At 51.6% G+C, this 12,802-nt stretch carries 12 protein-coding genes; 10 read left to right on the plus strand and 2 right to left on the minus strand.

Going from position 1 to position 12,802, the window contains the following annotated elements:
• Window positions 1-129 precede the first annotated feature (129 nt).
• Window positions 130-861, plus strand: a complete 732-nt coding sequence (locus DBZ16_RS09975; protein ID WP_107813873.1) for a LytR/AlgR family response regulator transcription factor — start codon at window positions 130-132, stop codon at window positions 859-861.
• Between the two features lie 203 nt (window positions 862-1,064).
• On the opposite strand, the gene coaD is transcribed toward DBZ16_RS09975, so the two are convergent.
• Window positions 1,065-1,595 carry a pantetheine-phosphate adenylyltransferase gene (gene coaD, locus DBZ16_RS09980; protein WP_107813874.1) on the minus strand — a complete coding sequence of 177 codons (531 nt, stop codon included), beginning with the start codon at window positions 1,593-1,595 and terminating at the stop codon, window positions 1,065-1,067.
• A gap of 10 nt (window positions 1,596-1,605) precedes the next feature.
• Between coaD and DBZ16_RS16535 the strand changes: the two genes are divergently transcribed.
• From DBZ16_RS16535 to DBZ16_RS10015, 7 genes are all read left to right on the plus strand, one after another.
• Window positions 1,606-1,734 (plus strand): hypothetical protein, encoded by a 129-nt coding sequence (locus DBZ16_RS16535; RefSeq protein ID WP_276308310.1) that lies wholly within the window; start codon window positions 1,606-1,608, stop codon window positions 1,732-1,734.
• 350 nt (window positions 1,735-2,084) lie between these two features.
• Window positions 2,085-3,062: an ABC transporter substrate-binding protein gene (locus tag DBZ16_RS09990; protein WP_107813875.1), complete on the plus strand. Its 978-nt coding sequence runs from the start codon at window positions 2,085-2,087 to the stop codon at window positions 3,060-3,062.
• A 321-nt stretch (window positions 3,063-3,383) separates the two neighbouring features.
• On the plus strand, window positions 3,384-4,037 hold the full coding sequence (locus DBZ16_RS09995; RefSeq protein WP_107813876.1) for a hypothetical protein: 654 nt from the start codon (window positions 3,384-3,386) through the stop codon (window positions 4,035-4,037).
• Between the two features lie 162 nt (window positions 4,038-4,199).
• On the plus strand, window positions 4,200-4,997 hold the full coding sequence (locus tag DBZ16_RS10000) for an ABC transporter permease (RefSeq protein ID WP_107813877.1): 798 nt from the start codon (window positions 4,200-4,202) through the stop codon (window positions 4,995-4,997).
• Window positions 4,997-5,689 (plus strand): ATP-binding cassette domain-containing protein, encoded by a 693-nt coding sequence (locus DBZ16_RS10005; protein ID WP_192831516.1) that lies wholly within the window; start codon window positions 4,997-4,999, stop codon window positions 5,687-5,689. Before DBZ16_RS10000 ends, DBZ16_RS10005 begins: the two co-directional genes overlap by 1 nt.
• Window positions 5,690-5,987: 298 nt before the next feature.
• The gene (locus DBZ16_RS10010) at window positions 5,988-6,602 is read left to right on the plus strand and encodes a CadD family cadmium resistance transporter (protein ID WP_004519352.1); all 615 of its coding nucleotides are present in this window, start codon (window positions 5,988-5,990) and stop codon (window positions 6,600-6,602) included.
• A 295-nt stretch (window positions 6,603-6,897) separates the two neighbouring features.
• Entirely contained in the window at window positions 6,898-7,995 is a 1,098-nt protein-coding gene (locus tag DBZ16_RS10015) for an NnrS family protein (RefSeq protein WP_107813878.1), read from the plus strand.
• Window positions 7,996-8,098: 103 nt separating this feature from the next.
• Here the strand turns inward: DBZ16_RS10015 and ppk1 are convergent, their stop codons facing one another.
• The gene (ppk1, locus tag DBZ16_RS10020) at window positions 8,099-10,156 is read right to left on the minus strand and encodes a polyphosphate kinase 1 (RefSeq protein WP_107813879.1); all 2,058 of its coding nucleotides are present in this window, start codon (window positions 10,154-10,156) and stop codon (window positions 8,099-8,101) included.
• Between the two features lie 552 nt (window positions 10,157-10,708).
• Here ppk1 and DBZ16_RS10025 point away from each other — a divergent pair.
• Window positions 10,709-11,683, plus strand: a complete 975-nt coding sequence (locus DBZ16_RS10025) for an ABC transporter permease (protein WP_107813880.1) — start codon at window positions 10,709-10,711, stop codon at window positions 11,681-11,683.
• Complete coding sequence (locus DBZ16_RS10030) at window positions 11,673-12,671, plus strand: iron chelate uptake ABC transporter family permease subunit (protein ID WP_107813881.1); 999 nt, start codon at window positions 11,673-11,675, stop codon at window positions 12,669-12,671. Before DBZ16_RS10025 ends, DBZ16_RS10030 begins: the two co-directional genes overlap by 11 nt.
• Window positions 12,672-12,802 lie beyond the last annotated feature (131 nt).

Below are 12,802 nucleotides of genomic sequence, written 5' to 3' on the forward strand. Positions count from 1 at the left end.
TTGGTCCGCCTGCCAAAACGGCAGAAGGGGGCAAACGTATGAGAAAAATGTTTCAACATACTAAAACACGCGGGAACGTTGTGTATTGATTTAAAATTCGCATCCACATTCAAAATAACAAAGAAAATTATGTTAAGTGCCATTATTGTTGAAGACGAAGTGCTGGCAGCAGAGCGCTTAAGGGTCTTACTTGAAGAATGCAACGTCGTCTTGCTCAATGTATTTCACCATGCCCAGCCGGCATTGGATTGGTTGAGCATACACGAAGCAGATGTCGTATTTGCCGATATCGGACTGCCTGAAATCAATGGTTTGGAGTTTGTCGAACGCATCAAGCGCGGTGCCAAACGCCAGCCCGAAATTATTTTCACCACCGCCTATGAAGAGCACGCCCTGCGAGCCTTCGAATTGGCTGCCGCCGACTATCTGCTCAAGCCCATCAGAATGACCCGTCTGCAAGCGGCGCTTGACCGCGTTGGCGAAAAATACCGCGAAAAAGCCGACGATTTCACCCATTTCACTGTCTTCAGCCGTGATTTGATGATTGAAATCCCGTGGCAGCAGGCGCGTTATTTATTGGCGGAACACAAAACCGTATTCCTGATTACCGGCGACGGTCAGCGCTACGAATTGCCCAAAACGCTGGTTTCATGGGAAGAGCTGCTCGGAGACAAAGTAATCCGTATCCACCGCAACGCCATCGTGTTCCGACACACCTTAGACTGCCTTATCCGCTTGGATGAAGAAGAAGACGAAAGCAATGCCATTTGGGGTGCGAAGGTTTTGGACGCACCCAAACCGCTTCCCGTCAGCCGCCGCCAATTGGCAACCCTGCGCAAGATTCTGAAAAAACAAATCTGATGGCGGATTTGCCGCATCATCAACAAAGCCCTGCCGTTTGGCAGGGCTTTTGTTTTTCAGACGACCCCTTGTCGTGAACCGACACGGTAGTCGTAACAAGGTGGCAGAGTAGTAGATGGATAAGATTAGGATAAGGCGGGGCAACAGGTTATCCCGATGGAAGGGTAATCCGTTATCAGCCTCTAATTCCCGTTGTCCGAACCTTATTGCGATGCGCCGTCATTCGTCGTTTTATCATGATCCCGTACGATTTTGTCGTACACGGCTTCGGGCAGGTAGCGGCGTATCATGTCGCGCCAGCCGTCGGGGCCGACCAAGCCTTTGACCATGGTGGAAGACACTTCCGCGATTTCACGCGGCGGCATCAGGAAGACCGTCGAAATTTCGGGCGCGAGGTCACTGTTGATATAGCGCATCGAGCGTTCGTATTCATAGTCGGCGGCGGAGCGGATACCGCGAACGATAAAGCCCGCGCCGATTTCGCGCGCGTAGCGGACCAAGAAGCGGTTTTCAAATACGCAGACACGGACATTGGGAAAGTTGCCCGTAATCGCTTCAAGCATGGCGCGGCGCTCGTCTATGGTGTAGGTGTTGCGTTTTTCAGGGTTGATACCGATGGCGACGACGAGCTCATCAAAAAGAGCCTGCGCTTCTTTTATCATCCAAAGATGACCGAGCGTCGGCGGGTCGAAACTGCCTGCGTAAACAGCGCGGCGCGGGGGAATCGTTTTCATGGAAAGTAGAATGAGTGATGGCAGCCGTCAGCATAGCGGGCGGGGGCGGGAATGTCAAAAAGGTCGTCTGAAACACAAATCAGTCCGTATTGGGGCGAAACTGGGTTTTCAGACGACCCATTCATTAAAACATGATTGATATGAAATCAAGTACCGGAAAGATTTGCTTCGGGTGGTTTAAAGCAATAACGCGGCGATACTGGATTAGCCTTCCTTTACTTCGAAATCCTTTAATAGCATAATGAATAGAAATTATTATCAAAATTTATCCGTATTAGGTAAATGGGCGAAAGTGCATTTGTATAGTGGATTAAATTTAAATCAGGACAAGGCGGCGAAGCCGCAGACAGTACAGATAGTACGGAACCGATTCACTTGGCGTTTCAGCACTTTAGAGAATCGTTCTCTTTGAGCTAAGGCGAGGCAACGCCGTACCGGTTTAAAGTTAATCCGCTATATTTCAGACGGATTCGATATGGAGATTGGAAAATGGAACTGAAAAGACGTGATTTCTTAAAAATGACCGCCGCTTTGGCAGCGGCAGGCGTTTCGCCTTCGCTGTTGGCAGCGGGGAAAGAGCAGTTTACCGTGTACGGCGCGCCGGCGATGCCCAGCGTTACCATTGCCGTAGCGGCGTTGCAGGGTAAGCTGGCGAAGCAGGCGGAGGTGTCGCTGAAGGTTTGGCGTTCGCCCGACCAGCTTCGCGCGGGCGTGGCGAGCGGGCAATTTAAAGTGATGATGAGTCCGAGCAATGTCGGCGTGAACCTGCGCAACCAAGGGCAGAAAGTCGGCATGGTGAATATTTTGACCAACGGCATCACGCAGTTAGTTTGTAAAGGCAGCGCGATTGCCTCGCCGCAGGATTTGGTCGGCAAAAAAATCCTCGTGCCGTTTAAAAACGACATGCCCGACATCGTGCTGCAAGCCTTGTTGAAAAAACTGAAAATCGACGCGCACAAAGTCGGCATCACTTATACCGCCACGCCGCCGGAAGCGGTGGGGCTGTTTTTAAGCAAGGATTACCACGCCGCCATCCTGCCCGAACCGATGGCGAGCGCGGGTATGCTCAAAGGCAAAACCATGGGCGTAAACGTCGTGCGCGGCTTTGATTTGGTGAAGGCGTGGGGGCAGGCGTTTGACACCAAACCGCTGATTCCGATGGCGGGCATCATTGCCAACGAAGAATATTTCCACGCACACAAGGCGCAGTTCGACATCTTCCATCAGGATTTGAAAAACGCGCTCAACTGGATACTTGCCAACCGCCAAAGCGCCGCTAAAATCGGCAAAAACTACCTACCCGCCCCCGAACCCGCCCTAGTCATGGGCTTGGACGGCGCACGGCTGACGGTAACCAAAGGCAGCGAAGTCAAGAACGAGATTTTGAAGTTTTACGAAATCCTGATGCAGTTCAACCCGAAACTTTTGGGCGGCAAGCTGCCGGATAACGGATTCTTCTTGGCTTAAAGGGGGAATAGGTCGTCTGAAAAAGTAGGTCGGATACTCGTTTCCGACATTTCGGATGTTTTCAGACGACCTATCAGGACATGATCAGCAGCGTAGGTAAGATTCTTGAATCCGACATTTCAGCTAAATGAGGCTGTCGGATACGAGTATCCGACCTACTTTTTTCAGATGACCTATCAGATAACAGTCGGAACAATACACAAAAAGCCGTCATTCCCGCGCAGGCGGGAATCCAGTATCTAAATTGGTTGATACAGATAACGAAAAATATGTGAGTATTTAAGGGAGTGATGATGGAATTTTTCCGATGGAGCAATATTTATGTTCATTAAAAAATTTCTTTTTACATGTTTTATTGCCATTGTTTTTGCCGGTGCCAATGCTTGTACCCGCAATATTAACGAGGGTTGTGAGAAAACTATTCAATTTACAATGGATGATAATATTACCGTTTCCAATGTGATACATTGGGAAATCATGCCCGGAAAATATGTTCTAAATTTTAGACATTATCAGGCATCAGACTCAGAAGGGGCGGTTCATCGTTTGACTGAAGATCAGCTCATTAATGCCATTAAGTACTCCATTGCGCAAATCGATAAAAATAAATTGTATGAAATACAGTTAAACTGGAGCAGCAGCGAGACATCCAGAAAGTCGGTTGAGAAAGCGCTTAAGGAAAATACTTTGTTGGGCGGCAGGTATTCGGCATTCGATAAAAAGATACAAAAGATTACAACGAAATCTTTTGTTCAAAGCCCGTTCATACAGAAGTTGTGCATGCAGATTGATAATCTGAAGGTGAGCTGTAATTTCAAATCATATTTCTTGGAGCCTATTTTATTTAAGACGGGCGAGTATAGCTCCGGAAAAACTATTCGCTCAGATGAAAATGCAAATATCGACTGGATTGGTTTAGCTTCATATGAACTATGGTTTGGTATTCCTATTAATCAGGGGGAACCGCAGTCGTAACCCGACGAAACCCCGAAATCCCAAACCAAGGTCGTCTGAAAAACATTATTTGGGAAAACCAAACCGTTTCGTTGGGTTACGGTGTTCCATCTAACCCAATCAGCCATTTTTTCAGACGACCTACCGTCCCCAAAACCATCCCCATCAACCAACACTCAAACCATGATTAAAACCGACAAAATCCGCAAACCGCAGCCTGCGGTGTTTTACATCATCGACTACCTTTGGAGCGGCTTTGCCGGTCTGGGCGTGGCGATGGTGGTGGTGGCGTTGTGGGCGTGGGGCAGTGCCGTGTTTGGTGAGTTTATGCTGCCCGCGCCGGTGGAGGTGTTTCAAAAGTCGTTTGATTTATTGAAACATTTTCAGGAAAACGAAATCGGGATTTCGCTGTGGCGGTCGGTGGTGGGCATTTCTGTTGCGCTGGCGGCGGGATTGGCGGCGGGGCTGGTGGCGGGCAGTTTTAAGACGGCGATGGCGTTGCTCAAGCCTGTGATTACGGTTTTGTTGGCGATGCCGCCGATTATTTGGGTGGTGATGGCGTTGTTTTGGTTCGGTTTCGGCAATCCGAGCGTGCTGTTTACCATCATTGTGTTGGTTGCGCCGCTGACGTTTGCGAGTGCGGCGGTCGGAATGGCGAGCGTGAACAAACAGCATGAGGAATTGTTTGATGCTTATAAATTAGGCCGTCTGAAAAAAATCCGTTATCTGTATATCCCGCATCTGACGGGCTATGTGATTTCCAGCATCGGCGTGGCGGTGGCGATGGGGGTGAAGGTGGTGATTATGGCGGAACTCTTGGGCGCGAGCGAAGGCGTGGGCGCGCGGATTGCGGACGCGAGGGCGATGTTGGAGACTTCGACGGTGATGGCTTATGTGGTGTTGGTTATCGTGTTTGTGTCGCTGTTTGAATACCTGATTACCAAGCCTTTGGAAATTTTGTTTATGCCGTGGAGAAGATGATGCTCTATCTTGAAAACGTGCGTTTTGAAATTCTCCGCGATCCCATTGTGCGCGATTTCAGTTTGAACCTGCAACACGGCGAAGTAAAAGCTTTGTTCGGGCCGAGCGGCTGCGGCAAGACGACGGTTTTGCGGCTGATTGCGGGTTTGGAAACGCCGAAATCGGGCACGATACGCAATACTTTCCGCAAAACGGGTTTTCTGTTTCAGGAAAACCGCCTGCCGGGAAACTTGACCGCGATGCAGAATATCGCTATTTTTATGGACAAACTTGATGAAGGCGAAATCATCGCGCTGGCGGCGAAAGTCGGGCTGACTGCGGGCGATTTGAACAAATATCCGACCGAATTGTCCGGCGGCATGGCGAAACGGGTAGCATTTTTGCGCCTGCTGCTGTGCGGCTGCGACCTTGCCTTGCTGGACGAGCCGTTCGTCGGTTTGGACCGCGATTTGCGCGATATTTTGGTCGCCATGCTGGTGGAAAAAATCGAGCGGCAGGGCATGGCGTGTATGCTGGTAACGCACGACCGCTTCGAAGCCGCACGCCTGAGCCATGAAATCATGCTGCTTTCCACTAAGGGCATGAACGTGCAAAACGTGATAACCCTGCCCACGCCGCTGTCCGAACGCGATTCGGCTTTTGAAGAAGCTGTTGTGGCGAGGGAGTTTCAGGGGATTCATTATTATGAGTGATGAGGGGATTTGAGTGTCTGACGAACCTTGCGGTTCGTTGCCCTCTCCTACGGGGAGAGGGAATCAGGTTGCTGAAAATTAGAGGGTGCAGGATTGGGAATCAGATGTCAGGTAAACCTGAAAATGTTCAGGCTCGACAGCCCAATTCCCTCTCCCCGTGGGAGATGGCTAGGGAGAGGGTAAGCAAGCCGCAGGCTTGCCTCTTTAGCGAAAGATACGAATCTGTTATCCGAACGCGATTCGGTTTTTGAAAAAGCCGTGGTGCCAAGGGGGCAGGGGATTCATTATGAGGTGCTTTATGTTTTCGACTGTGATTACTGCTGCTGTTTTATATATTGCTACAGCAGTAGATTTGTTGGTAATACTATTAATATTTTTTGCTAGAGCAAATACTAGAAAAGAATATCGAGATATTTATATCGGACAATATTTAGGTTCTGTAATTTTAATATTAGTTAGTTTATTTCTAGCTTTTGTTTTGCATTATGTTCCGGAAAAATGGGTGTTGGGTTTATTAGGTTTAATACCGATTTACTTAGGTATTAAAGTTGCTATTTACGACGATTGTGAGGGCGAAAAAAGAGCTAAAAAAGAATTGGATGAAAAAGGGTTGTCAAAATTAGTCGGTATTGTTGCTTTGGTTACAGTTGCTAGTTGTGGTGCAGATAATATTGGACTTTTTGTTCCTTACTTTGTGACTTTAGATCTTGTCGACTTATTAGTTACTCTTCTTGTATTTTTAATATTGATTTTTGTTTTAGTATATACAGCACAAAGATTGGCTAATATTTCAGGTATTGGTGAAATTGTAGAGAAGTTTAGTCGTTGGATAATGGCTGTTATTTATATTGGTTTAGGATTATTTATTATTATTGAAAATAATACAATTCAAACAATAATATCAATAATATGAATGATACGGGCATTTGAGTATCTGACAAACCTTGCGGTTCGTTACCCTCTCCCTAACCCTCTCCCACGGGGCGAGGGGAACAGGTTGCTGAAAATCAGAGAGCACAGGATTGAAAATCAGATGGCAGGTAAACCTGAAAATGCTCGGGCTCGACAGCCTAATCCCCTCTCCCCGTGGGAGAGGGCTAGGGAGAGGGTAAGCAAGCCGCAGGCTTGCCTCTTTGGCAAAAGATACGGCCCTGTCCGCCCAATAAATCCATATCCGAAAGCATCTTCATGCAGAATCAAGCCAAGTCATGAATAAATTTTTCACCCACCCCATGCGGCCGTTTTTTGTCGGCGCGGCGGTACTTGCCATACTCGGCGTGTTGGTGTTTCTCATCAGCCCCGGTGCCATCGTCTTGCACCGCCAAATCTTCTTAGAACTCATGCTGCCTGCGGCATACGGCGGTTTTCTGACTGCCGCCATGCTCGAATGGACGGGTTATAAAGGTCGTCTGAAACCTGTTGCTACTTTGATGGCGGCATTGTTGCTCGCCGCATCCGTCCTGTTGCCGTTTGCGACGCAAACCTCTTCGTTTTTCGTCGCCGCCTATTGGCTGGTGTTGCTGCTGTTCTGCGCCTGGCTGATTTGGCTCGACCGCAACACCGACAACTTTGCCCTGCTAATGTTACTTGCCGCGTTCACCGTTTTTCAGACGGCCTATGCCGTCAGCGGTGATTTGAACCTGTTGCGCGCGCAAGTGCATCTGAACATGGCGGCGGTCATGTTTGTATCCGTCCGCGTCAGCGTCCTTCTGGGCGCGGAAGCCCTTAAAGAATGTCGTCTGAAAGACCCCGTATTCATCCCCAACGTCGTCTATAAAAACATCGCCATCACCTTCCTGCTGCTGCACGCCGCCGCCGAGCTTTGGCTGCCCGCGCAAACCGCCGGTTTTACCGCGCTCGCCGTCGGCTTCATCCTGCTCGCCAAGCTGCGCGAACTGCACCATCACGAACTCCTGCGCAAACACTACGTCCGCACTTATTACCTGCTCCAGCTTTTTGCCGCCGCAGGCTATCTGTGGACAGGCGCGGCGAAACTGCAAAACCTGCCTACCTCCGCGCCCCTGCACCTGATTACCCTCGGCGGCATGATGGGCGGCGTGATGATGGTATGGCTGACTGCCGGACTGTGGCACAGCGGTTTTATCAAACTCGACTACCCCAAACTCTGCCGCATCGCCGTCCCCATCCTTTTCGCCGCCGCCGTCTCGCGCGCTGTTTTAATGAACGTGAACCCGATATTCTTCATCACCGTCCCCGCGATTCTGACCGCCGCCGTGTTCGTGCTTTATCTGTTGACGTTCGTACCAATCTTTCGGGCGAATGCGTTTACGGATGATCCGGAGTGAGTGTTTTCGTTTCATTCCCTATTCAATCGCAAGCCCTGTGTCGCCTTAAGTCAAAAGGTCGTCTGAAAACTAATTTCAGACAACCTTTTGTGTTGCTTAAGCGTTAACGCCCGTACATTTCCCACAAGCTTTCTTGCAGGCTGAAGGCGGGTTCGCCGTTTTCAGGTTGGGCGCGGAGGTAGCTGCCGTCGGGCTGCATCAGCCAGGCGCGGGTGTTGTCTTGCAGCGCCATTTCGATGCCTTCGTGGATGACGCGGGCTTTGAGTTCGGGTGTGAAAATCGGGGTGGCGACTTCGATGCGGCGGAAGAAGTTGCGCCCCATCCAGTCGGCGCTGGAGATGAAGGTGTCGTCCGCGCCGTTGTTGTGGAAGCAGTACACGCGCGAGTGTTCGAGCTGTCTGCCGATGATGGAGCGGACGCGGATGTTTTCAGACAGGCCTTTCACGCCGGGGCGCAGGGTACACATGCCGCGCACGATGAGGTCGATTTGCACGCCTGCGCTGCTGGCGCGGTAGAGGGCGTCGATGACGCCCGGCTCGATCAATGAATTCATTTTGGCTCGGATACGGGCGGGCTTGCCTGCTTTGGCGTGTTGGATTTCGCGCTCGATGCGGTCGATGACCATTTTGTGCAGGGTAAACGGGCTTTGGTAGAGCTTGTTCAGACGACCCGGTTTGCCCAAGCCTGTGATTTCCATAAAGAGGGTGTTCACGTCGGCGGTGATTTGGTCGTCGGCGGTGATGATGCCGAAGTCGGTGTAAATACGCGATGTGCCTTGATGGTAGTTGCCGGTACCGAGGTGGGCGTAGCGTTTGAGCGCACCGTTTTCGCGGCGGATGACGAGTGCCATTTTGGCGTGGATTTTGTAGCCGAATACGCCGTAAACGACGTGTGCGCCTGCGTTTTCAAGCTGTTGCGCCCAGTTGACGTTGTTGGCTTCGTCAAAACGCGCCATGAGTTCGACGACGACGGTTACTTGTTTGCCGGCAAGGGCGGCTTTCATCAGGGCGCGGACGAGTTCGGAATTGCTGCCGGTGCGGTAGATGGTCATTTTGACGGCGAGGACGGCGGGGTCGGCGGCGGCTTCGCGTATCATGTGGACGACGGGGTCGAAGGACTGATACGGATGATGCAGCAGGATGGGCGATTGTTTCGCCAGTTTGAAAATCGATCCGTTCTTGCGCAATGCTTTCAGACGACCTGCCCCGCGTGCGGGAAACTTGAGGTCGGGACGGTCAACCAAATCGGGTACGGCATTAAGGCGCACGAGGTTGACCGGGCCTTTGACTTGGTAAAGCTCGGCGGGGGTGAGTTTGAACTGGGCGAGCAGGAAGTCGTGGATGTGGGGCGGGCAGGTGTCGGCGACTTCGAGGCGCACGCCGTCGCCGTATTCACGGTCGTGCAATTCGTTTTGAATGGCGGCGCGCAGGTTTTTGAGGTCTTCTTCATCGACGGTCAGGTCGCTGTCGCGGGTGAGGCGGAACTGGTGGCAGCCTTTGACCGTCATGCCGGGGAAGAGTTTGCCGACGTGGGCGTGCAGGATGGAGGAAAGGAAGACGAAGCCGCTGCTGCCTTCGCACAATTCGGCAGGCAGGGGGACGACGCGCGGCAGGATGCGCGGGGCTTGCACAATCGCCATGCCGGAGGGGCGGCCGAATGCGTCCGTACCTTCCAATTCGACGGCGAAGTTGAGCGATTTGTTCAGCGGACGCGGGAAGGGGTGCGACGGGTCGAGTCCGATGGGGGTGAGTATGGGCAGCAGTTCGGCGTCGAAATACTGCTCGATCCATTTTTGCTGTCCTTGCGTCCAGTTGCGGCGGCGGTAGAAGTGGATGCCTTGTTTGCCCAGTTCGGGCTGCAAGACTTCGTTGAACAGGCGGTATTGCTCCTGTATCAGCGCGTGTGCTTCGGCGGCGACGGCAGCGATGGTTTCAGACGGCGTGGTGCCGTTGTCCAAACGCTCGTGCGGATTCATTTTTTGCGCACGTTTGAGCCATGCCATGCGTACCTCGAAAAATTCGTCGAGATTGGAAGAGACGATGCACAAAAACCGCAAACGTTCCAAAAGCGGCACGTTTTCATCCTGCGCCTGCGCCAAAACGCGGCGATTGAAAGCGAGCAGGCTTAGTTCGCGGCAGAGGATGCGGTTTTGTTCGGGCATGGTGTTCTCCTGAAGCGGGTTGGGCGGATAGTTAATTTGGGAGTATAGCGCGTTTCGGACGGGTGGGGCAGTAGTGCGGGATGGGCGGCTGGCTGATAGGGCGGGAGGTCGTCTGAAAAGGTAGATTCACTATAAAAGTAATCGCATTTACAAAAGCAGGATTAAGATGAAAACCATAAAAATAGTCGTCTGAAAATGAATGTGCGAGTTTGCTTTATTGTTTCAGACAACCTTTTCATCAGAGGAAGATTCGCGGGCGAAGCCCACGCTACGGGTTTGTTGCGGTTGGGTTTAAACCGCTTCAAAATAATATAAGGTCGTCTGAAAAGGCAGATAGGGCGTTTCTGTATGAAGCAGTCTTTTCAGACGAGGTGCATAATAATGGTTATTATTCGTATAAATATTGTTTATTTTTATGGTAAATGGTATCGTTAGCGCGGTTTTTAAAATCAAACCGGTTTGCGTTTGCCCAAGCCGATTACCTTCGTTTTCAGACGACCTTTTTATCGTCTTTATGGCGTTTGTTTTTCTATCTGAATTATTTTTTCCCTTATGTCCGTCAAACCTTTATCTTTAAATTTAATCAACTGCTTTGTGCTGGTGGTGCTGTTTGTCGTCAGCCTGTCGGTGGGCGTCGGCGATTTCCGCTGGGCGGATGTGTTTCGCTGGGCATTGTCTGACAGCACGGAACTGATGCTGGTCAGCCGCCTGCCGCGCACGTTTGCGATTGTGCTGACGGGGGCGTCGATGGCGGTGGCGGGGATGATTATGCAGATTTTGATGCGCAACCGTTTTGTCGAGCCGTCTATGGTGGGCGCAAGTCAGAGCGCGGCGTTGGGCGTGTTGGTTATGACGCTGGTGTTTCCCGCTGCCGGGCTGACAATGAAAATGTCGGTGGCGGCTGTGGCGGCGTTGGCGGGGATGCTGGTGTTTATGATGCTGATACGGCGTTTGCCGCCAACGGCGCAGTTGATGGTGCCGTTGGTGGGGATTATTTTCGGCGGCGTTATCGAGGCGGTGGCGACGTTTATCGCGTATGAGTTTGAGATGATGCAGATGTTGAGCGTGTGGCAGCAGGGCGATTTTTCGGGCGTGCTGTTGGGGCGTTACGAATTGCTGTGGCTGACGGGCGGCTTGGCGTTGGCGGCGTATTTGATTGCCGACCAGCTGACGATTTTGGGCTTGGGCGAGACGGTGAGCGTGAATCTGGGTCTGAACCGGACGGCGGTGTTGTGGGTAGGTTTGGTGATTGTCGCGCTGATTACGTCGCTGGTGTTGGTAACGGTCGGCAATATTCCGTTTATCGGGCTGGTCGTGCCGAACATCATCAGCCGCCTGATGGGCGACAAGCTGCGCCAAAGCCTGCCTGCGGTGGCTTTGCTCGGCGCGTCGCTGGTGCTTTTGTGCGATATTTTGGGGCGCGTGATTGTGTTCCCGTTTGAGATTCCGGTCTCAACCGTGTTCGGTGTGTTGGGTACGGTGTTGTTCTTGTGGATTTTGTTGAGGAAGCCTGCCCATGTCGTCTGAAAACAAGCGTAGTGCGCTTCGCTCAAACAAGGTTGCGTTTATGCAGGGTTCTTCCCGTCCGCTGTGGGCGGCGTTTATCTTGCTGTTGGCGTGTTGCACCTTGTTCCTGACTTTGAACATACAAGGCGATTGGGATTTTGTGTTGCAACTGCGGCTGACCAAACTGGCGGCTTTGCTGTTAGTGGCGTATGCGGTCGGGGTTTCGACCCAGCTTTTCCAAACGCTGACGAACAATCCGATTCTCACGCCTTCGATTTTGGGTTTTGATTCGCTGTATGTGTTTTTGCAAACACTTTTGCTGTTTGCCTTGGGCGGGGTGGGCTATACGTCGCTGCCGCTGACGGGCAAGTTCGGTTTTGAGCTGGTGATGATGATGGGCGGCTCGCTGCTTTTGTTTTACACACTCATCCGACAGGGCGGACGCGATTTGTCGCGCATGATTTTAATCGGCGTGATTTTCGGAATTTTGTTCCGCAGCCTCTCTTCGCTGCTGACGCGCATGATTGATCCGGAGGAATTTACGGCGGCGCAGGCGAATATGTTTGCGAACTTCAATACGGTCCACAGCGAACTTTTGGGCGTAGGCGCGCTGATTCTGCTGGCTAGCGTGGTGGCGGTTTGGCGCGAACGGCACCGTCTGGACGTTCATCTTTTGGGGCGCGACCAAACGATTAACTTGGGCATAAACTACACGCGCAATACCTTGTGGCTGCTGCTTTGGATTGCCGCACTGGTGGCGACGGCGACGGCGGTGGTCGGGCCGGTCAGTTTCTTCGGCCTGCTGGCTGCCGCGCTTGCCAACCATTTTGCCCCGAGCGTGCGCCATAGCGTGCGGCTGCCGATGACGGTGTGCGTTGGCGGTATTTTGTTGGTCGGCGGGCAAACCGTGTTCGAACACTTACTCGGCATGAAGGCGGTGTTGAGCGTGGTGGTTGAATTTGCCGGCGGGCTGGTGTTTTTGTATTTGGTGTTGAAACGCAAGCGCTAGGTCGTCTGAAAACTTTTCCAGCCTGAATTCGAATGGCGTAAACCACTATTTCCAAACGGTATATTTTGTTTTGCGTGCCCTTGGATTTGATGGCGTGAATGAAACTAAATATCGAGTTCTTACTCATAATA

The sequence above is a fragment of the Neisseria sicca genome, from assembly GCF_003044565.1.
Classification (GTDB): domain Bacteria; phylum Pseudomonadota; class Gammaproteobacteria; order Burkholderiales; family Neisseriaceae; genus Neisseria; species Neisseria sicca_A.